This is a genomic window from Pseudomonas sp. GW821-FHT02A11 (assembly GCF_059421985.1).
This window is the reverse complement of the sequence record NZ_JBWKWB010000013.1, coordinates 53,286-76,326: the sequence shown is the minus strand read 5'-3', so window position 1 is coordinate 76,326 and position 23,041 is coordinate 53,286. Positions and strand designations below refer to the sequence as shown.

At 59.1% G+C, this 23,041-nt stretch carries 6 protein-coding genes; 5 read left to right on the top strand and 1 reads right to left on the bottom strand.

Annotated elements, in window-relative coordinates:
- The first annotated feature begins 380 nt into the window (after positions 1 to 380).
- The 4 genes from AC07V9_RS18610 (at position 381) to AC07V9_RS18595 (ending at position 17,092) form a co-directional block, all read left to right on the top strand.
- Positions 381 to 5,375 carry a Tc toxin subunit A gene (locus AC07V9_RS18610; RefSeq protein WP_495017125.1) on the top strand — a complete coding sequence of 1,665 codons (4,995 nt, stop codon included), beginning with the start codon at positions 381 to 383 and terminating at the stop codon, positions 5,373 to 5,375.
- A 142-nt stretch (positions 5,376 to 5,517) separates the two neighbouring features.
- On the top strand, positions 5,518 to 8,091 hold the full coding sequence (locus AC07V9_RS18605) for an Ig-like domain-containing protein (RefSeq protein WP_495017124.1): 2,574 nt from the start codon (positions 5,518 to 5,520) through the stop codon (positions 8,089 to 8,091).
- 217 nt (positions 8,092 to 8,308) lie between these two features.
- Positions 8,309 to 12,523, top strand: coding sequence for a Tc toxin subunit A-related protein (locus AC07V9_RS18600; protein ID WP_495017123.1), 4,215 nt, complete (start codon positions 8,309 to 8,311; stop codon positions 12,521 to 12,523).
- A gap of 39 nt (positions 12,524 to 12,562) precedes the next feature.
- The gene (locus AC07V9_RS18595) at positions 12,563 to 17,092 is read left to right on the top strand and encodes a Tc toxin subunit A-related protein (protein ID WP_495017122.1); all 4,530 of its coding nucleotides are present in this window, start codon (positions 12,563 to 12,565) and stop codon (positions 17,090 to 17,092) included.
- Here AC07V9_RS18595 and AC07V9_RS18590 read toward each other — a convergent pair.
- The gene (locus tag AC07V9_RS18590) at positions 17,071 to 17,430 is read right to left on the bottom strand and encodes a hypothetical protein (RefSeq protein WP_495017121.1); all 360 of its coding nucleotides are present in this window, start codon (positions 17,428 to 17,430) and stop codon (positions 17,071 to 17,073) included. The two genes, AC07V9_RS18595 and AC07V9_RS18590, sit on opposite strands and share 22 nt — an antisense overlap.
- A gap of 470 nt (positions 17,431 to 17,900) precedes the next feature.
- Here AC07V9_RS18590 and AC07V9_RS18585 point away from each other — a divergent pair, with 470 nt between their 5' ends.
- Positions 17,901 to 22,757, top strand: a complete 4,857-nt coding sequence (locus tag AC07V9_RS18585; RefSeq protein ID WP_495017120.1) for an NAD-glutamate dehydrogenase — start codon at positions 17,901 to 17,903, stop codon at positions 22,755 to 22,757.
- Positions 22,758 to 23,041: the final 284 nt, after the last annotated feature.

The window sequence follows — 23,041 nt, the reverse complement described above, 5'->3', positions numbered from 1 at the left end:
TGACGGTTCCTGGCAGGTAGGCAGCAGCGCCAAAACGGCACCGAAGCTGGGGGCGTTACTTTAATCCATCCAGGGGGGCGGCGACTAACCGGCGGAGGGGTTTTTTCAGCGTTTGGCGATGTTTACCGGGTCAAAACGAGAAGTGTCTGACAGGTTGCGGTTTTTTCCGCTGTTTTATCGCTTGGGCAGTGGCAGGAAAAACGCAGAAATCGTTGCAGGGTCAAAGGCCTGCGCAGGAGCGGTTTTATGAGGGGCCTCGTTTGAATCTACCACCGGTCCGACGCCTTGCGCGCCATCGCCAAAGCCGTGCTTAGATTTTTTCATGGTCTTTCGCAGTGGCCATTTTCAAGGAAGCATCAGTCTCAGGATGAGTCACTTTCATGGCCAGAAAAACCAGTAAAACTGCGTCCAAATCCGTCTCCGCTCTGGACATCCTGCTTCAGGGCGCTCAGCAAACCGTCAGCAGCGCCGCCTTGTCCAAGCAGTTCGGCTCGGTCATGAGCCTGGCCAACGCCGGCATCCCCAGGCTGATGGAGCAGAACCCGCAGATGCACATCAGCGAGGCGCGCGATCTGCATGCCCGGGCCCAGGCAATGTCCGTGGTCATCGCCCGGCAGTTCCGCGAGCAGCGCCTGACCGCCTCGGTGCGCCAAGCCAATCGGCCGCCGACCGGCGTCAAGGGCCTGGTGAACGGCCCGACCTACACCGATATGTTCAATCCCGACTGGGCCAATCACTGCCCGCCGGATGCCATCGAGGCCACCACGTCGCCGGTGGCCTACCTCGCCGATCTTTACCGCTACGCCAAGGACCTCGAGGCCACGGGCAAACAGGATGAGGTCATCACCCTCGACCAGCGTCGCCCTGACCTGAAGGATCTGGTGCTGGACCACACCGCGCTGAACCGGGTCGAGCCGACCATCGTGCTGGTCAATGAGATTCTGGAAAAGTCGATTCGCACGCATCTGGACGGCATCGGCCTCGAGGAGAAATCTGTCGACGACGCCTTGCTCGACGCTCGCTACCCCAACGCGCTGCCGTTCGAGCGCTACACCAGCCAGATCAATTACGCGCTGGGGCGCAAGGACAAGACGCTGGGTGATGCGATTCGCGCTGCCGACCCTGAGTATCCCTATTTCAAGGAGCCGGGCGTTCACTCATTGCTCTCCGATAACGCCTTGATCCAGGACAGCGGCTTCGGTCCGGTCCAGCAAGGGCTGCTGCTGGAGGCTCCCTATTTTGCTGATGAAGTGGGCGCGACTGATGTGCTGAAAGCGAGTGGTTGGCGTATCAACCGGCGAACAGGCCTTCTGACGAAGGCCGATGAAGCGAACGACGCCTCAGCGTTCTACCGCGACAATTTCGGAGTCGACAGTTTGGCCGAGCTGGATGACACCCAGGATTTCTGCCTACGCACGGGGTTGAGCACCGAGGCGCTGGAAGCCTTGCTCAGTGTGGGGGCGTTCGCTGTCAGCCGATCCGAGAACGTGTCGGGTGAGAGCGAGGTCGACGCCAGCCTCTCAGGTTCGGTCTATATCAACGCGGGGCAGTCGCCCGCCATGGGCATCGAAACCCCGCCTGCCGACACCGAGAAGGGTACGGGCCCGATTCACCGCATCACCAACATCACCCCCGACCGTGTCGACCGCATGAACCGCATGATCCGTCTTGCCCGCTGGCTGGAGCTCCCGTTCGATGAGGTCGATCAACTGTTGGTGGCGTCCATGCAGGGCGAGCACCATTCGGCCCAGGCTTCCCGTCGGCTGAACGCCGATGAGAACAATCCCTGGCTGATCAGCCAGGACACCCTTCGGGCCCTGGGCTTGTTCCAGATTCTGCGCCGGCGGTTCGACGTGCCCGCCGAAGATTTTTCCGCACTGTTGTATGGGCTCAGCGTCTACGGGCGCGGCAAGACTGCTTCGCAGTTCGACCGTGTGTTCAATAGCCAGGCGCTGTTTTCCGTTGCGCTCACGCTTGACGACAAACCCTTTACGGCGCTGCCGGGAACCGAGGCCGAGCGGCAGAAAATTGATCACTTGTGCGCTGCCCTGGGGATTACCTTCGAAACCTGGCGTTACGTCGCCAGGGTCGTTGAGCAGACCTACGCCGGTCAATCGCTGCGCTGGTCGCGCGAGGTGGTGTCGGCGTTCTATCGGTTGGTCCGCCTGCCGCGGTATCTCGGTCTGAGCACCATTGAAGCGCTGGCGCTGCTCGAACTGTTGGACGACGGCGGCAGTCGCCTGGTGGCAAAGCTGGCGGGTACCACGCAGATCGCCTCGTATTACGCCTCCAGCAACACGGACACGCTGAGCGTGATTCATGCGCTGGTGGATTGCAGTACATGGTCGAAGGAGCACAAGTGGTCGGTCGCGCAGTTGTGTCGGCTGGTATTGCCCTCTGCCACTCAGCCTGTGGCCACCGAGGCTGAACAGGGGTTGCTGCAGCAGATGCACACGCGCCTGCTGTCGGCACTGATTACCGACAGCAGTTTTGCTCAGGTTGGCGCGCCGGATGTTTCAGTGGTCCTGGAGCTCGATGATGAGGAACAGGAGGTCTATGTCACGGCGCCCTTCGACTGGTTCAAGGCGCTGGATAAATTTATCGATACGGGTGAGGGCGGCGCCAATACCAAGGGGCTGGTGCTCTTTGTCGGAGAAGACAGCGAAGAATCGTTCGAGCAGAAGCTGAGCGATGAGGTAAAACGCGTTCTCGAAGACGCAGCAATGCCTGTGGAAGAGCTGCACCCCAAGATCACTAACATGATCATGCGCGCCCGGGGCGCTCAGGAAGCCTTGTTGATGGAGGGGCTGGCGGGATACCTGAGCACCTCGGCGGATGTGGCCAAGGCGCTGCTGTTCTGGGGCGAAGGCAATCGCTATCTACTGCTGGCCGAAGTGCTGCGTGTCTACGGAGACAGCGCCGTCCTCCAGATGTCCATCGGAGACAGCGTACTGCTCACCCTTGAAGGGCTTTCCAAGCGAGCCACGCTGGCCAATCACCTGGACCTGAGCCCGGCCTTCATTTCACAGTTGCGCGAACAACCGGCCTGGTTCGGGTTGAAGGGCAGCGATTTGTCGATGCAACTGGTTTACTGGAGTACGCAATACGCCGCGTTGCTGCGTCTGAGCGAACAGAACGAAGAAACACTGCTGAACTATTTCAGGTTGATCAACAGCCTGTGGGAAGGCGCCACGCCAGGTGATCACCGACTGCTCAGGGAAAGCGCGTCGAACAAATTGGCTAGCTTTCTGCGCTGGGGGATCCGTGAAGTATTGGCAGTGGCGTACAGCGTCCATGAAGACGGGGTGGTCTTCAACCTCCAGCATTTGGATACCGTTGCCAGAACGGCCTTGCTCAGTCGTAATACCTCACTGGATGCAAACGCCTTGCTCGCCCTGCACCGGCTGACGCCCACCAGCCCCGTTGCAGACTACCGTCAGGCCGCCGAACTGGCGCTGAGTAGTCTCACTGATCCGTTGCCGGTCAACGGCGACGAAGCCGGTCAGAGTGTTTCCAGCACCATCACCGTGACGCCGGATTATTTGGTAGCGCAACGCGATACCGATCAGGCCATCTACACCATTACCCTGCGCGACGTGATGGACGTTCCCTACCCGGACGTGTCCATTCGCTGGTCTACCGATCTTGGCCAACTGGTGGAGCTGGAGAGCGTCACAAACGAGGAGGGCATCACTCAAACGAAGCTCAAGAGCGGCGAACAAATGGGACTTGCCACCGTCATTGCCCGGTTCGGGTTGGGCGAGGAGCTCAAGGCGCCTCCCGTCGTGATCGACTGTGACGAAGAGAGCATTGACTTCAAGTCTCACAAAGTGACCCCCACCGAAGCGCTGTCCAACAGGCTGGAAGCGATTTTTTGTGAGGTCACACTGGCTGATCAGTATGGCAACCAGGCAGCTGATCGCGCGGTCTCGTGGTACTCGACCCTTGGCGAGTTCCAGCGGCCTGAAACCTTTACAAACAGTGAGGGGGTGGCTGTCGCGCAACTGCGCAGCCTGGAGCCCGGCGAAGCAAGGATTTATGCCGCCTACAGCAATGGCCGTCAGGTCGAGTTGAATCCCGTCGGGTTCCTCAATAAGCCGTATTTCAAGTACGTGAGGTTCGATGACGTCGTTATTGAGGGCATTGCCGTCAAGGTCGTTTGCTCACTGGTGAACCTGGACGGCACGCCGCGCCCCGACGAGGTCATCACCTGGGCGGCCACGGACGAGGCGGGCAATGATTTTGGCGAGCTCTCAGCCAGCGCCTCGACAACCGATGCCGATGGCTTGGCGGTCATTACCTTCAGCTCAAGCGAGCTCGGTAAGGTCAGGATAAAGGCGACGGCCAAACCTGCAGAGGGAGCGACCGACAAGACTACGGAGCTAACCACCGTCAATCCTCTGCCTGAAATCGTCGATGCTGCCCAAAGTCGCAAGGATTTCGTAGTTGGATATGGCGAGCCGCTCGTATTCTCCGTGTGGGTCAAAGCCGGCGGCGAAGTGGCAGTGGGTTCTCAGGTGACGTGGGAGGTCAGGAAACAAGGCTCTCGCAGGAAAAAGGCAGAAACGACAAGTACTAGCCGGACCGATAAAGAGGGTAAGGCGACATTCAACTCGACATTCGAGTTGGGCAACTATGTCGTGACGGCGACGGTAAGCGGTACGGCCGTTGCTCAAACGTTCGACATCCTGGCCCGCGAGCGCGTGCAGTTTTCCCTGGAAGTCAAAGGGGCGCTCCAGGATGAAGAATCCCCTTGGCTGCTCTCTCGCATAGTGCCCTACACGCTGCTGGTGAGGGCCTTTGATGCGGATAACCCCAGCGATCCGATCAAAGATATATCGTTCACGGCCACCTTGGCGGACGGAAACCCGGCGCTGGACGGGTTCGACATCGAAGGGCTGGGCAAGACCTACAGGACCACTCAAGAAGGCGTGGAATTCAATGTGGGATCTTCCGCAGGCGATAAACCGGTAGATTTTACACTGCGCATCAGTACTGAATACCCGCTGGAATATTCCGAAGAGACGTACAAGCTGGGTTGGTTGTTCAGGTATCAGTCGGCGACGCTTAAGGCGGGTGACAAGCTGACACTCAACTGGGTGTGTGTACAGGGTAGACCCTCACCGTATCGAGGCCCTGACACCTCCATCGGAGATGTCGTGTTTAGCGTTCCCTCTAAAGAAGTGACCTTGTCATTGCCGAGCACATTGACAGGGACGCCGAGTTATTCTGGAACACCGGAAGAAAATATAACGAAGCTCATGAACAACGACGTCACCGAAGTGAGTCGTGTTACAGCAATGGACGGGTACTTGGTGATGTTGGCTGGTGACGCCCCACTTATCGATCAGCGCACCAAAAAAGTTAAGAAATAAAGTCCATCAGCCCGACCGTGAGCGGCAATGGCAGGTTGAACAAAATCTAATCGTGTATTAGCGGCATCGAGACGGACGTGCCTATTTATGGGCGTGGTTCGATGAGTTTAATCCTTACTATCTTTATTGTTGAGGTGGGAAAGTGGACAGCATCAATAAAAGTGGACTTTCGTTTCGTTTCGCGATCCTCGGGGAACACTGTCCAACGTCTCCGCCATTGCTAGGCCGAGACAATGCGTACAAGCTGAATGTCAAACTGGTCGACCAGGACGGGATGCCCGTTTCCGGTATGAAATACTCAATTTCGTCCGATAACGAGGTTGACTCCTTGGTGTATATCGAGGGTATGGACAACACCTACACCTCCTCCCCAGCGGGTCAGGACTTCTACATTGAAGGCTTGCCTGCCACGACAGAGGCACACGTGGAGAAGATGCAATGCGCATTTTCTGTGGAGTGCAAAACAGAAGGGGAAGCGGAACAAGTAGTTGGCTGCCAGGAATTGAGAATGGGACGTCTCTTACGCTGGGGGCATCCGGGCATTTCAGTCACATCCGACAAGGCTGTTTTTAGCACTAAAACCGAGCGGGTGGCCAAAGAGTCCGGTCTCGCGAATTGGAACTGGGGCGAGAAAATTGATCAATGCACGATCAATCTTGGGGCGTCCATTGAGGGTTCTGGAGCGACGTCATTCACTGAAAACGGTGATAAAAGCTTCAGGGCTGCACCAGAAATTGACCTGGACAAGTTTTCCAGTATCAGCAAGGCCTCTCTTCAATTACAAGGCGGTTTATCGAACGATCAGTTCACGGCGGTATTACCTTTCGCGCAGAACGACGTCGAGCTGTATTACTTTGAATCGGTCGCTTTCAGCCAACCCTCGATGATTGTCGGCGTTCCCGCCAAGGTAACGTGCAAGTTGGTGGGCCTGGACAGGAAGCCCAGAGCCAATGTGGACGTTGATTGGTCAACGAACCTTGGCACCGTCGACCCTGCTGCGAGCAAGACCGACGCACAGGGCATTGCAGAAACAGTGTGCACCTCCACTGTTCCCGGGACCGCGACGGTAACGGTTGTGTCGAAGGCGCAACGCACCGTCAGAGGGACCAGCGCAGCTACACCAGTGGGGCCTTTGCTGATCGTCGACCCCTTGGCGAGCGCTACTGAATACATTGAGGGGCATTCGGACCCGATACAGTTTTCAGTCACTCTTACAGCAGGCGGGCAGCCTGTTTCGGGTTTAACTGTTGAATGGTTTGTGAACGACAGTGTCAAGGACAGCGGCACGTCGGACAGTGAGGGCAAAGCCAGGTGCAACCTGACTTTCACACCTGGCGCGGATATCAGGCAGGTAGTCAAGGCGAGCGTAGTGGGTACGCAGGTGCAAACCAGTTTTGATGTCGACACTTACGCAGTGGAGTTGACCGATCCTAAGGTCAGCGCGACTGAGTATGTGATCACACACTCCCCGGACATTGAGTTTTCGGTCGTGCTTAAAGCCGGCACCCAGCTACTTTCCGGTGTCGAGGTAGCATGGTCGGTAGGCAGTACGACCGTAACAAGTAAGTCTGACAGCGCCGGGAAAGTCACGTTCAAACAGGGATTTGAGACGCCGGGTGATCACACGATAACGGTGAAAGAGCCGAAGTCCGGTAAAAGCCGAAGTTTTGCTGTTAAGGCGTACGCCATCGTTATTGATCGTTTTGAACCAAAAAGCACCGAGTTTATACTGGGGCAGCCTGCTGTTACATTTTCTGTGTGGCTTAAAGCGAATGGAAAAGCGCTGCCTAATAAAAAGGTCGAATGGTCGGTGACTGGAGCAAAACAACCTGACAGTACAACCGATAGTTCGGGCAAGGCTACATTTGCATATTCGTTCACGACAGAGGGCACAGAGGAAGTTGTGGCGAAGCCCGCAGGGCTCAATGAATCGGCTAAATTTTCTATCGTTGTACATGCACTGGTTTTTACTGCGAAGATAGAGGGTGAGCCCCCTGCTTTTGATTTATCGGCGCCAGATCTGTTATCAAGGTCATTGAAATATCAGATTAGTGTGACGGTATCTAATAGCGCAGGAAAGCCCGTCAGCGGTGTGAGGTATTCGTTGACTAATCCAGGGCCAGCGTATGCTTCAATCGGTCTCTCTATCAAAGGGTTGAATGACGACGTGGTGTCGACCACTGAGCCTCATTTATTTGAGATTTCGACCGAGCCCTGGAACAAGCCCGAGTCATTTACGTTTCGTGTGGTACATGCGGGATCAAATGTATTCGAAGCCACTTATCGACTGGGGTGGATTTTTAATGTCGGTTATGCTGTTGTTTACAGGCTGCTGCAGATGGTAGGAGTGTACTATGCTCCATTAGCTAACGCTTACACAGGCAAGAATATTGTGTGGGAAGCTTACACGGGCTCGATTGATGGCCTGTTTGATTTAGAACTGTATGCGAATTTCCAGAATGATTATGTACCAGTAGGAGCAGGGATGCTGCCGAGTGAAGTACCCGTCGGAACGCTGTTGCGTGTTAGTCGTGCTGTTGCAATGGACGGCTATGCAGTTTTGAACGCCGGGACTACCAGTCTGGGAGGTAATCGCTTGTCAGAATCCGAAGAGAGATCATTGTTGTCGAGTGCTGAATACAAGCTTTTAAGCGAAGCAGATCGTGTCACCTACGGGGAGCATCTTCGCGCGTTGATTCAGCGGTTGAAGGAATAGCCAGCCAAGTGTGCCTGGCAGGCTTTTGTGCCAGGCATAGCAAACAACCGATGTGCATTGTGAATACCTTAAAGGACAACGCTTCTTTCGATATCGCACAGTTGCGGGTTGACTAACGTTTCAAACCTTCACGGGGTAGTTCAATAGCCTGACCCGCTGTGGTTTTCGCCCGGCCTATCGCTATTCATTACGTTGAGAGACGCGAGAGTACAGCAACATGGACACGACGATCATTGCACCGCTCGCCCAACCCCACCGCGACGCCCTCGTTGCCTATTACCTCGGCCAACTCGTCCCCGACGAAAACTCGCCCGCGCCCGATCACATCATCACCCCGGACGATCTCTACGAATACCTGCTGATCGACAATCAGGTCAGCGCCGAGGTCGACACCAGTCGGGTTGCGCAGGGCATCGCCAGTGTGCAGCAGCACGTTCATGCGATCTACAACGGCATGGAGCCCGGCTTCGAAGAAGTCAGCGACGTCGAGCAGCATCGGCAGTCGCGAGCGTTGTGGCGTGAGGCGATGAGTCAGCACAGCACCTGGGCGGGGTATCAGGCGCTGGTGGATTATCCGGAGAACTACCTCGATCCGTCGTTGCGGCTGGGCAAGACCGAGGCGTTTGAGGCGTTCGAAGGGGCGTTGTCTCAGGCGCGGTTGACCTCGGACAGCGTGCAAAAAGCGCTGGGCAATTACCTGGCTCGGTTCGAAGAGATCGCCAATCTGGACACGGTTTGCTGCTACATCGACGGGGTGGATTTTCGGCAGGCCAGTTACTACTTCATCGGTCGCTCGCCTACCGATTCGTCGCGCTATTACTGGCGCAAGGCTGACATTGATGTGGATGAGAACAGCACCCACGTCCCGCCATCCGCTTGGACAGAGTGGAAAGCGATCGACGTGCAGACGTCTGGTCAAGTCACCCATGTGCGGACAGCGGTGGTGGAGGGGCGTTTGCACCTGGTGTGGCTAGAGCAGGTGCGCGAGGCGTTGGACGCCAACGACCAACCGAGGGCAGACCGCTTCATATATCACCTGAATGTCAGTTATCTGCAGAGCGATGGGCGCTGGAGTGCGGCAATCGGTTTGCACGAGACGACGCTGCCATCCTTCGCCACACTGGAAAGCGAAGGGCACGTACTCATCGCGGCGCAGGATGCGCGATATTCCTCCGAGCCCAGGCTCGTGATTGCGTTCCTCAAGCGCGGCGAAAAGGCAGAAAGCCCGCCCGTCAGGGTCTTGCTCGAGGTCCGCACCACGCTCTGGAAGCCTGTCGACCTCACCGATAGCCTGCCGTCCCTCGATCGCTCGCTGATCGCCCAGTTCAATAACGGCCCGGGCAGTGCGCAGTTCATGATCACGGGGGCCGATAGTCAGGGCAAGGTGTGGACCTTGGAAAAAGCAGTATGGAACCACGAAGGCCGGTACCAGGAGGGCGCGCTCAATCGGTATCTGGAACTTGACGTGCGGCTGATACATCTGGAACAGAACCCTCTTGTTGAAGCGTCCATTCTTTGTTCAAAGCCTTGGTACGGAACAGCCGCATCAGATCCCGTTCCGGAAAAGGGGAAGGTCGGTTTATGGAGAAACTCGCCTCGTGCCAATTACCCCGTGGTGTTCAACGGCGCCGCGCGCGCGCCGGCCGAGAGGGTTGGCTGGGAAGGCACGCCCGGTAAGCCTGATCTGGACTGGCTGTGTGTGGGCAACCCTGACCGAGCCAGCGGCATTGGTTACAACGAGTTCAACTTTCTTCGTAAGGAGCTGACGGCCCAGATTCCAGCCTTCGTCAAAACCGATGAAGGCGGGCTGTTTCTCGACCTCAAAGGCCTTGGGCTGCCCCATCTTCGTTTCGTGCGCCTGAACACCACCTTCGCCAGCGAACTGGTGCGCAAGGCCGAGCGTTCTCTGGACGGCGCGCTGGGGTGGGAAACCCAGCACACGTTGGAAACCCCGCTGCCCGGAGACAGCACGGGAACCCAGCCACCCGTCGATTTCAACGGTGCCAATGGCCGCTACTTCTGGGAGATATTTTTCCACTTGCCGCACCTTGCCGCGTGGCGCCTGTACCAGGCATTCGATTACGCCGGGGCTGAAGAGTGGCTCAACTATCTGTTCAATCCTCAGGTGCGTGTGGCGCCGCTGTACCCGCCGCCCGAGCACGTGCAGTGGCAACCCTACTGGACCTGCCGCCCGCTGGGGTTTGCCGACGACCCGCTGCGTGATGTGGCCGCACCTCGGGATCCGGATGCCATCGCCTACGGCGCGCCTTCGCACTACCGCAAGGCGATTTTCACTCTCTACCTGGACAACCTCATCGCCTGGGGCGACTCACTGTATCGGCAGGTCACCCGCGATGCGCTCAACGAGGCGAAATTGCATTACGTGCGCGCGCTATCGTTGTTGGGGCCGTTGTCCAAGGGCCGCAGCATTAGCCAATGGACGCCGATGTCGTTGCAGGACGCCGCCGATTATCAGAGCGCAACGTTCGCGTCGTTCGAGACGTCGGCATTTGCCTGGCCGCAGGACACGCCGCGCATGTCCGCCGAGCCCTGGCTGCGATTGATCGATGCGCCGTGGTTTCGTTTACCTGTCAATACACGCCTGCTGGACCTGTGGGAGCAGCTGGATCAGCGCCTGTTCAACCTGCGCAACAACCTCACGCTCGATGGTCGGCCAATGAGCCTTGCACTCTACGAGTCCCCGACCAGCCCGCTGGACCTGCTGCGTGCGCAATTGGCAGGCAGCAATGTTTCGCTGCGCCGTCTAGGCGCTCAAGGCAGAGTCCCCCCGTACCGGTTCGCGGCCATGTTGCCCCGTGTCCGCGACAGCGTGGAGATGCTGATCCGCTTCGGCGAGCAAGTGCGCCAGGCCATGGAGATGCGTGATCGCGCCGAAGAGCAATCCCTGCAACAAAGCCACGTGCTGGAACTGTCGGCCTTCGTTGAGCAGCTCGATGCCCTGGTCGTCGATCAGGCGCGACTCGAGCGCGACGTGCTGACCGCCAACCGCGATCAGGTGCAGGCGCAGTGTGAGAGCTACGCTAAATGGCTGGCGCAGGACGTCAGTGCCGCCGAGCAGAGTGCAGAGCAGCTACTGGCCGGCGCCAGTGCCACGCGGGTGCTCGCTGGTGGTTTTCGTGCGCTGGGCCACGCGCTGGGGACGGCGCCCAATACCGTTACCTTCACGCCAGGGCCTTTCCCTATTCCGGTGCCAGGCGGCTGGAATTGGGGTAGCCCACCTTGGGCGGCGGCGTCGGTGATGGAAGCAGCCAGCGTTTACCTGATGGACAGCGCTGAAGCACACCTGCGTGCCGATACCCGCAACCGGCGGCGTGATGAGTGGAGGTTTCTCAAGGACCAGGCACAGACCCAACTGGACGCTCTCGACCTGCAGATCGAGCAGCGCGACAGGGCGATTCGCTCGGCAGAACTCAAACGTGACCGCTCGCTGAAGGCGCGGCAACAGGCGCGGACGCTGTTTGCCTTCATTCAAAATCGTGCAACCAATGTGGCGCTGTACCAGTGGCTGCTGGGGCAGATGTCGACCCTGTATTTCCAGGCATACGACGCCGTGCTGTCGCTGTGTCTGGCCACTGAGGCGAGCTGGCAATACGAGATTGGCGATCCGGATACCCGTTTCATCCCGGCCAACGCCTGGGTGGATAATCGCCAAGGCCTGACTGCCGGTGAAAGCCTGGGCCTGGGGCTGTTACAGATGGAGTCAGCGTATCTGCTGCGCAACGAACGACGCCTGGAGCTGATCAAGACCGTCTCCCTGCGCCAGCTGTTGGGAGCTTACGAAGGTGAAGGCAGCGAGGTCGGTTGGCCTGCGGTGCTGGCCAGCCTGCGCGGGACAGGGGCTATTGAATTCGAACTCAAGCCGTCGCTGTTTGATCGGGACTACCCCGGCCATTACCTGAGACAACTGGTGTCGGTGTCAGTGTCGCTGCCCGGCGTGTTGGGGCCTTATGAAAACGTCCGCGTGACGCTCGATCAACTGAGCAGCCGTTACCTCCTCAAGCCCGATCTGGGTGGCAGCAAGTACCTGTATCAGCAGGCCGGAGAGTTGTCAGATGAACACGACGACATCGATCCCCGATTCGTCCTCACCAATCAGCGGGCCAATCAGCAGGTGGCGATTTGCAACGATCTTCGGGACAGTGGCGTGTTCGGCTTACCCTTGGGCGATGAGCGTTATCAGCCATTCGAGGGCACCGGCGCGGCGTCGCAGTGGATCTTGAGTTTTCCAAGGCATTCCAGCGCCAAACAGCAGGCGCTGTTCGATGCCCTGCAGGACGTCATGGTGCATGTGCGCTATCGCGCGATGGACGGTGGCAAGGTTTTCGCCGAGCAGGTCAAGAAGTTGATTCCCGCAAGCGGGCGCGTGCAGCGACCCCGGCAGGCAACCGAGAAGGCGTCACCGTCGGCTTGAATTGGCACACTCACATCAATGGACGATGAGGGACATAAGATGAATCACGCAATCATCGGAGTGCTGGAGCAGCAACGCCGGGATGCGTTGGTTGCCTGGTATCTGGGGCAACTGGTGCAGCAGGGCGCCGCGCCTCGCCGGGTGTTGAACGAAGAAGACTTATACGAATACCTGCTGATTGATAACCAGGTTGGCGCGCAAGTCGACACCAGCCGTGTGGCGCAGGGCATTGCCAGCGTGCAGCAGCATATCCACGCGATCTATAACGGCATGGAGCCGGGTTACGAAAGTGTGGTTCATGATAATCGGGCGCTCTGGCGCGACGGGATGTCGCAGTACAGCCTATGGTCGGGTTACCAGATGCTTGAGGATTATCCCGAGAATTATCTGCAACCGGCGTTGCGTCTGGACAAGACCTCGTTATTCGAGACCTTCGAGGCAGAACTGTCGCAAGCTCGATTGTCACGCGACACGGCGCAACAGGCGTTAGGCAATTATCTGCAGACATTCGAGACATTGGCCAACCTCTCGATCATCAGTGGCTACGTTGACGGCGTTGATTTTCGCGAGGCTGAGTATTACTTCGTCGGTCGTCAGAACATCGAGCCGTTCGGCTTTTATTGGCGTAAAACCCGGGCCTATCCACAGCCGGCCTCGGAAGTGACGTTGATGGCAGGCTGGACGCAATGGAAGCCTGTCGAATCAGTGACCGGTGTGCATATCAAGCATTGTCGTCCGGTGGTGATGGACGGCCGCTTGTATGTGATCTGGGTTGAAAGCGGCAAGGCAGTGCTGGACAAAGAAGGTCAAAAGACGGGCAGGTTCGAATACGCCATCAAGTTGGCGTATCGCCGGCTGGATGACAGTTGGAGCGCGCCGATTGTGTTGCACAACGGGGAAGCGCCGGATGAGTTGCTGCCTAATGTGTTCGACGACAAGTGGGCCATCACTAAGGGATACAGGCTGATGGCGTGCACCGATCATCGTAATGGAGGGCGGTCACGGCTGTTGGTGGGTTTTATTTCGAAGGGGTTCACGAATCAGGACATTAACCAGTATCTGGTTTTCGATGAATTCTTAGTGTCTCGGCCAATTGATCCGGCGGTGGCGACGATTTTGCTGTTCATGGCCGGAACAGACAGTCGGCGGCTTCAGTATTGTGCGGATGAATTGGACGCCGATACCGACCTGCAGTGGAAAGTAACATCGGTAGCCTGGGATAAAACTGCCCCCCCCACGACAATGGGGGCTACCGGTTTTGCTATGAATGAGCATCTTGAGTTGAAGGCACAGTGGCAGAACGGGCAATTAGCGCTGCGGGGTGTTTGCAATACGGTATTGAACGTATGGAAAAACACTGAGTTCGAGTCTTCAGGAGCTGTTGGGCCAGGTATTACCCATGGGTATACGGTCAAGGTGACGGGGGCAGAAGGCGTGACCCGATTCACGGTGATGTTTTACCGCGTTCACTCCGCCGACTTGCTCCCGCAAAACGTAGAACTCACTTATGAGGAGCGGACCTTAGGTATTTTAAGGACAGAAGACTTCAAGCTCGAAAGTTCTTTTTTTTGGGATTTCTACTCTGCCAGCATGGTGATCGACGAAGACCCTGATGCTTTCAACGCTTCTCTGCCCAGCGGGTTTCAGGTGTCGGTGCGCAATGGCCCACCGATCAGGCTCAATGATGAATACTATCGGTACAGTTACGAACCCGCAGTCATGAGTTCAGGATTGGCGCACTATAAGGTCGGTTGGCTGCAGGAGGGCGAAAACCTCACGTTAAATGGAGCTGCCCAGTCAGCCATTGTTTACGATCCTTGGCCTGCCGACGGTGGAACGGTCAGGACTTATCAGTGGGGAGGGGATGCAACGTCCGGGGATAGAGAGAAATTTGGAATGAACGGCTTCACGGTCACCCGCGAACCTGTCAGCGATGCCGCGCCCAACATCGTCACTGCCGGAACCGGAGTGCAATACCTGGGCACGCTTGCTGGTGGCAAGCGCATCCGCCTCAATACTCTCTGCGCCAAGGTGCTTACGCGCAAGGCCAGCCTGTCGCTGGAAGGCGCCTTAAGCTGGGAGACCCAACATACCGAGGAGCCTGCGCTGCAGGATGAGACCGCGCCGGTGTACTTGGACTTCTCCGGCGCCTACGGTTTGTATTTCTGGGAGCTGTTCGTCCATATTCCGCATCTGGTCGCCAGCCGCTTGCAGCAAGAGTTCGATTATGCCGGGGCGCAAAGCTGGCTGGAACACTTGTTCAACCCGCAGATGCGCGTGGCGCCGCTGTTTCCGCCGCCTGCGCAAACCGACTGGCTACCCTACTGGACCTGCCGTCCGCTGGGCCTGGCCGACAACCCATTGCCTGAGCTGGGCAGCCAGACTAACCCCGATGCCATTGCCCGAAGTGCGCCGTCGCACTACCGCAAGGCGATCTTCATGCAGTACCTCAACAACCTCATTGCTTGGGGCGATATGCTGTACCGCCAGGTGACCCGCGACACCCTCAACGAAGCCAAACTGCTGTATGTGCGCGCGCTTTCGCTGTTGGGGCCATTGTCCAAGGGACGCAGCATCAGCCATTGGGAGCCCGTGACGCTTGGCGAGGCCAGTAACGAGGGCGACAGCTCGTTTACTGAGCTTGAGTCGTCGCTGGCTGCCACGTTGTCCACGTTGCTGCCACTCAGCGCCACCCAGGCGCCCTGGTTGCGCTTGCTGGATCAGGACATTTTTCGTCTGCCTGTCAACACCCAACTGCTGGATGTGTGGGACCGCCTCGACCTGCGTCTGTACAACCTGCGGCATAACCTGACCCTGGACGGCAAGCCGATGCACTTGGCGCTGTACGAGGCCCCGGCCAATCCGCTGGACCTGCTGCGTGCGCAACTCAATGGCAGCAGCGTCAGCCAGCGGCGTCTGGGATCGCTGGCGATCATCCCGCCATATCGCTTGCGCGCCATGATGCCGCGCGCGCAAAACGCAGTGGACACGCTCATACGTTTCGCTCAGCAGGTGCTCAACCACATGGAGGCCAGATACCGCGCCGAGCAGGAAGAACTGCAACAGGGCCATGTGCTGGATGATCTGGCGGCATTCGCCGAGCAACTACAGCAGAGCGCTATCGACGAGTCGGTCAAGGGCCTGGAGGTACTGAAAGCGAATCGGCAAAGCGTGGTCGCGCGCAAACGCTATTACGACGATCAACTGCGTGTGGATGTCAGCGCGCTGGAAAAGACCGCTCATACTGAACGCCAAGTCGCGATGGGTACAACCGTCGCGGCTAGGGCCCTTGGCGCTGCGGGCCACATCGCCAGTCTGGCGCCCAATCTGTTCGGCGGCGCCACCGGCGGCATGCACTGGGGTGGCCCGGCGTTCGCCGAAGCCGAGGTCATGGAGGGCGCTGCAACGGTACTGTCGGAGCTGGCGCAACAGCAACTGACCAGCGACCTGCAGAGTCGTCGGCGCGACGAGTGGCAGCATCAGGTCCAGCAGGCGGAGCTGGAGACGGAAATGGTCGACCGTCAGATCGAAGCGCAGGAAGCGGCCGTCAACGCTTCAAGGGCAAGTCTTGCGCAAGCGGCCAAGACCCGCGAGCAGGCCCAGGCCTTTTACGCCTTCATCAAGGGGCGGGCGACGAATGCGGGGTTGTATCAATGGCTGTTGAGTCAGATGTCCACGTTGTATTTCCAGGCGTACGACGCCGTGCTGTCGATGTGCCTGAGCACCGAAGCCTGCTGGCAATACGAAGTGGGGGATCGCGAGACGCGTTTCATCTCGGCGTCTGCGTGGGTCGACAACCGCTTCGGCCTGACCGCAGGGGACACCTTGAGACTGGGGTTGATGCAGATGGAGTCGGCGTTTCTGACGCGCCACGAGCGTCGGCTGGAGATCACCAAAACCCTGTCGCTCAAGGCACTGTTGAAGGACTACGACCCCGGTGCCGGGCGGCAGCCGGACGCGGTCACCGGCTGGGACGCGGTGCTCGACACCCTGCGCACAACAGGCGAGATCGAGTTCCAGCTCAACTCATCGACCTTCGACAGGGACTACCCGGGTCATTACCTGCGGCAGTTGGTGCGCTTGTCCGTTTCGCTGCCAGTGGTGCTCAAGCCCTATCAGGACATTCACGCGACCCTGAGCCAGCAGACCAGCACGTACTTGCTCAAGCCGCAGATCGGCAACGTGAAGTCCTTGTACCAACAAGTCGGCGAATTGCCGGAAGGCGACGATGACGACCTGCGCCAGGACCAGTTGGTGACCAATCCGCGGGCCAATCAACAGGTCGGCTTGTCGACCGGGGTGGACGATCACGGGATGTTCCAGCTGGATTTTGGCGATGAACGCTACTTCCCCTTCGAAGGCACCGGCGCGATTTCCCGCTGGACCCTGAGCTTCCCCAACCACGACAGCGAAGATCAGCAAGCCATGCTCGACACACTGACCGATGTGATTCTGCACATCCGCTATTTGGCTGTGGATGGCGGCAAAGCCTTCGCCGCCGATGTAGAGAAACTGGTGAGCGCGGTCGAAGAGGTAGAGCTCAAGCGTCAGCCGATTTCGCTGGCGTAAGTCCCGACATCCTTGAGCAGGATGCGCAGGGTCGCGTCCAGCTCAGGGAGCTCTTCGGCAATCGTGCTGTGGGTGATTTCGAAGAGGTGTTCGCCGCCGAAGGGCCTGGCGTCGGCGGCGTCGATTTCCACTGTCAACAGCGTGGCCGTGAGGGTCACTTTCAGGTGGCTCTCGACGTGAATAGTGTCGTCGCGAAAGGTGATGTCCACTTCATCTTCGTCCGGGAAGCGGCCGAGCAGAAACAGATCGCCGTTGCTGGCATGGCAACATGCCAGCGCCATGTCATCTTCTTCCTCGTCGCACGGGTTGTAGATGAAGCTGTCGGTGGTCATGTGCATGGCGGCATTCCTGTGGCGGGTTCGGGGCAAGGGGAGAGTTTGCCAGTCCTTTTTGAGATTGGCTTGAGATTCTTGTTTTGGCGTCCTGCAGGCATCCCGCGCTAACCACACCCCACCCAAGCCAGGCGCCGTCCCTTCACCTCTCTGAAACATCTGCCTGCAACCCGATGTCCGAATATGTCGCAGCATCGCAAGCAGCGCGGGCCTTGCTCTCGTTAAGCTGCGCAGCAGATGAACGGACGCGTAGCCGAGCCTGCCTGAGCAGATGCCCGCTGTCCTTCATTGGGGTCCAATGAATGTGACCACGCACACACGACGAGCGTTACTAGTAGGGCATGTGCCCACGTACTGCGCCCTGTCACGATCTGCCGACTATCATCGAACAGGCGCACACGCACGCACACATGCACGCACGACCCCGAAACACGCATCTCTCCTATATAAAAGCCAAGCCAAGCGGAGTACCACAGATGGCGTTCTTCACCGCAGCCAGCAAGCCCGACTTCCAGCACCAACTGCGAGCGGCACTGGCCCAGCACATCAGTGAACAGGCACTGCCACAAGTGGCGCTGTTCGCCGATCAATTCTTCGGCATCATTTCCCTGGACGAACTGACCCAGCGCAGGCTTTCCGACCTGGCCGGTTGCACCCTGTCGGCCTGGCGCCTGCTCGAGCGTTTCGAGCACGGCGCACCACAGGTGCGGGTCTACAACCCTGATTACGAGCGTCACGGCTGGCAGTCGACCCACACGGCCGTTGAAGTCCTGCACCACGACCTGCCGTTCCTTGTCGACTCGGTGCGCACCGAGCTGAACCGCCGCGGCTACAGCATCCACACGCTGCAGACCACCGTATTGAGCGTGCGTCGCGACGAGAAGGGCAACCTGGTCGAACTGCTGCCAAAAGGCACGACCGGCGACGACGTGCTGCAAGAATCGCTGATGTACCTGGAAATCGACCGCACCGCCAACGCCGCCGAGCTGAACGTACTGGCCCGCGAACTGGAGCAGGTGCTGGGTGAAGTGCGTGTCGCGGTCGAAGACTTCGAACCGATGAAGGCCAAGCTGCACGAACTGCTGGCCGGCGTCGACGCCATCGAATACAACGTCGATCCTGACGAAAAAGCCGAGGTGAAGGTTTTCCTCGAATGGCTGGTGAACAACCACTTCACCTTTCTGGGCTACGAAGAGTTCACGGTCGAGGGCGGCGCCGAAGGCGGTCAACTGACCTACGATCCGTCCTCCTTTCTGGGCCTGACCAAACGGCTGCGCGTAGGGCTCACCACCGAAGACCTGCACATCGAAGGCTATGCAGTGAATTACCTGCAGGAGCCGACCCTGCTGTCCTTCGCCAAGGCCGCCGCGCCAAGCCGCGTCCACCGCCCGGCGTACCCGGACTACGTGTCGATCCGCCAAATCGACGCCAGCGGCAAGGTCGTCAAGGAATGCCGCTTCATGGGCCTGTACACCTCCTCGGTGTATGGCGAAAGCGTGCGCGCGATCCCGTACATCCGCCGCAAGGTGGCCGAAGTCGAGCGCCGTTCCGGTTTCGACGCCAAGGCCCACTTGGGCAAGGAACTGGCGCAAGTCGTTGAAGTGCTGCCCCGCGATGACCTGTTCCAGACTCCGGTCGACGAGCTGTTCAGCACCGTCATGTCCATCGTGCAGATCCAGGAGCGCAACAAGATCCGCGTGTTCCTGCGCAAGGACCCGTACGGCCGCTTCTGCTACTGCCTGGCCTATGTGCCGCGCGACATCTACTCCACCGAAGTGCGCCAGAAAATCCAGCAGGTGCTGATGGAGCGCCTGAAGGCCAGCGACTGCGAGTTCTGGACCTTCTTCTCCGAGTCCGTGCTGGCCCGTGTGCAGCTGATCCTGCGCGTGGACCCGAAAGTCACCTTGGACATCGACCCGCAGCAACTGGAAAACGAAGTGATCCAGGCCTGCCGTTCGTGGAAGGACGACTACGCCAGCCTGGTCATCGAAAGTTTCGGCGAAGCCCAGGGCACCAACGTGCTGGCTGACTTCCCGAAAGGCTTCCCCGCCGGCTACCGCGAGCGTTTCGCCGCGCATTCGGCAGTGGTCGACATGCAGCACCTGCTCAACCTGAGCGATGCCAATCCGCTGGTCATGAGCTTCTATCAGCCGCTGTCCGGCGACAAGGCGCAGCTGCACTGCAAGCTGTACCACGCCGACACCCCGCTGGCGCTGTCCGACGTGCTGCCGATTCTGGAAAACCTCGGCCTGCGCGTGCTGGGCGAGTTCCCGTATCGCCTGCGTCACACCAATGGCCGCGAGTTCTGGATTCACGACTTCGCGTTCACTTATGGCGAAGGCCTGAAACTGGACTTGCAACAGCTCAATGACACGCTGCAGGACGCTTTCGTCCACATCGTGCGCGGCGAGGCCGAGAACGACGCGTTCAACCGTCTGGTGCTGACCGCCGGCCTGCCTTGGCGTGACGTTGCGCTGTTGCGCGCTTATGCCCGGTACCTCAAGCAGATTCGCTTGGGCTTCGATCTGGGTTATATCGCCAGTACGCTGAACAACCACGCCGACATCGCCCGCGAGCTGACCCGCCTGTTCAAGACCCGCTTCTACCTGGCGCGCAAACTGTCCGGTGGCGACCTGGACGACATGCAGCAGCGTCTTGAAACGGCCATTCTCTCGGCGCTGGACGACGTTCAAGTGCTCAACGAAGACCGTATCCTGCGTCGCTACCTTGACCTGATCAAGGCGACCCTGCGCACCAACTTCTATCAGACCGACGCCAACGGCCAGAACAAGAGCTACTTCAGCTTCAAGTTCAACCCGCGTCTGATTCCTGAACTGCCCAAGCCGGTGCCGAAGTTCGAAATCTTCGTCTACTCGCCGCGGGTCGAGGGTGTGCACCTGCGTTTCGGCAACGTGGCACGGGGCGGCTTGCGCTGGTCCGACCGTGAAGAAGATTTCCGCACCGAGGTTTTGGGTCTGGTGAAAGCCCAGCAGGTGAAGAACTCGGTCATCGTGCCGGTGGGCGCGAAGGGCGGTTTCCTGCCCCGTCGTCTGCCGACCACCGGCACCCGCGACGAGATCCAGGCCGAAGCGATCGCCTGCTACCGCATCTTCATTTCGGGCCTGTTGGACATCACCGACAACCTCAAAGAAGGCGCTCTGGTGCCGCCAGCCAACGTCGTGCGGCATGACGACGATGATCCGTATCTGGTCGTAGCGGCCGACAAAGGGACCGCCACCTTCTCCGACATCGCCAACGGCATCGCCATCGACTACGGCTTCTGGCTCGGCGACGCGTTCGCCTCCGGCGGATCGGCCGGTTACGACCACAAGAAAATGGGCATCACCGCCAAGGGCGCGTGGGTCGGCGTGCAGCGCCATTTCCGCGAACGTGGCATCAACGTCCAGCAAGACAGCATCAGCGTGATCGGTGTCGGCGACATGGCCGGTGACGTGTTCGGTAACGGCCTGTTGATGTCCGACAAACTGCAACTGGTGGCCGCGTTCAACCACCTGCACATCTTCATCGACCCCAATCCGGACCCGGCCGTAAGCTTCGCCGAGCGTCAGCGTCTGTTCGACCTGCCGCGTTCGGCCTGGACCGACTACGACACCAGCATCATGTCCGAAGGCGGCGGTATCTTCCCGCGCAGCCTGAAGAGCATCACCATCACCCCGCAGATGAAAGCGCGCTTCGACATCAGCGCCGACAAACTGACCCCGACCGAGCTGATGCACGCGCTGCTCAAGGCGCCGGTTGACCTGCTGTGGAACGGCGGCATCGGCACCTACGTCAAGGCCAGCTCCGAGAGCCACGCCGACGTCGGCGACAAGGCCAACGACGCCCTGCGCGTCAACGGCAACCAACTGCGCTGCAAGGTGGTGGGCGAGGGCGGCAACCTGGGCATGACCCAACTGGGCCGCGTCGAATTCGGCCTGCTGAGTGGCGCGACCAACACCGACTTCATCGACAACGCCGGTGGCGTGGACTGCTCCGACCACGAAGTGAACATCAAGATCCTGCTCAACGAAGTGGTGCAGGCCGGCGACATGACCGAGAAGCAGCGCAACCTGCTGCTCGAAAGCATGACCGACGAAGTGGGCCATCTGGTGCTTGGCAACAACTACAAGCAGACCCAAGCCCTGTCCTTGGCGGCCCGTCGTGCCTATGAGCGCATTGCCGAATACAAGCGCCTGATGAGCGACCTCGAAGCCCGTGGCAAGCTGGACCGTGCCATCGAGTTCCTGCCTGCCGAGGACCAACTGGCCGAGCGCGTCGCCGAGAAGCAAGGCCTGACCCGCGCAGAGCTGTCGGTGCTGATCTCCTACAGCAAGATCGACCTCAAGGAAGCGCTGCTGGAATCCCGCGTACCGGACGACGACTACCTGGCCCGCGACATGGAAACCGCGTTCCCGCCGTCGCTGGGCGCGAAGTTCTCGGAGTCCATGCGCCGCCACCGTCTGAAGCGCGAAATCGTCAGCACCCAGATCGCCAACGACCTGGTCAACCACATGGGCATCACCTTCGTGCAGCGACTCAAAGAGTCGACCGGCATGAGCGCGGCCAATGTGGCCGGTGCCTACGTGATCGTGCGTGACATCTTCCACCTCCCGCACTGGTTCCGTCAGATCGAGGCGCTGGACTACAAGGTTCCGGCCGAAATCCAGCTGGCGCTAATGGACGAGCTGATGCGTCTGGGCCGTCGCGCCACGCGCTGGTTCCTGCGCAGCCGTCGCAACGAACTGGACGCGGCACGCGACGTCGCGCACTTTGGTCCGCACCTGGCGGCGCTGGGCCTGAAACTGGACGAACTGCTGGAGGGCCCGCCCCGTGAAGTCTGGCAGGCGCGTTATCAGGAATACGTGGAAGCGGGAGTGCCTGAGTTGCTGGCGCGGATGGTGGCGGGTACCACGCACCTGTATACGCTGCTGCCGATCATCGAGGCGTCTGATGTGACCGGTCAGAATGCGGCTGATGTGGCGAAGGTGTATTTCGCGGTGGGTGGTTCGCTGGATGTGACCTGGTATCTGCAGCAGATCAGTGCACTGCCGGTGGAGAACAACTGGCAGGCGCTGGCGCGTGAGGCGTTCCGTGACGATATCGACTGGCAGCAGCGGGCGATCACGGTGTCCGTTCTGCAGATGGCCAATGGTCCTGCAGATGTGGAGGAGCGGTTGAACCTGTGGCTGGAGCAGCATTCGGCGATGGTCGAACGCTGGCGCGCAATGTTGGTTGAGTTGCGGGCGGCGAGCGGGAATGACTACGCGATGTATGCGGTGGCCAACCGTGAGCTGCTGGACTTGGCCATGAGCGGGCAGACTGCCGTTGTGTGATGGTTTTGGCTAAGCGGTAAAGAGAAGCCCTGCATCGAGAGATGTGGGGCTTTTCTTTTTCGGCCTGTACCCAAATCGCGTTCTGCGGCGTCTGACCTTTTGCGTATAAAGTTCAAAAGCGAACACTGATTTTGGCTTCGCCCCGATCTCCCTGTAGGAGCAGCGCCATCCGCAAATCCCGGGCCCGGCGCGAGGGATCACACATAACTCCCGTTCCTGCTCCGGATTCAGCTCCAGCTCCGGGTTTTGATCTTGATCCTCATGCGCGACAGTCCAGACAACAG

Excerpts from the sequence above, each read along its gene's own strand:
- AC07V9_RS18610 (WP_495017125.1), top strand. The coding sequence starts at position 381 with ATGGCCAGAAAAACCAGTAAAACTGCGTCCAAATCCGTCTCCGCTCTG.
- AC07V9_RS18600 (WP_495017123.1), top strand. The coding sequence starts at position 8,309 with ATGGACACGACGATCATTGCACCGCTCGCCCAACCCCACCGCGACGCC.
- AC07V9_RS18595 (WP_495017122.1), top strand. The coding sequence starts at position 12,563 with ATGAATCACGCAATCATCGGAGTGCTGGAGCAGCAACGCCGGGATGCG.
- AC07V9_RS18590 (WP_495017121.1), bottom strand. The coding sequence starts at position 17,430 with ATGCACATGACCACCGACAGCTTCATCTACAACCCGTGCGACGAGGAA.
- AC07V9_RS18585 (WP_495017120.1), top strand. The coding sequence starts at position 17,901 with ATGGCGTTCTTCACCGCAGCCAGCAAGCCCGACTTCCAGCACCAACTG.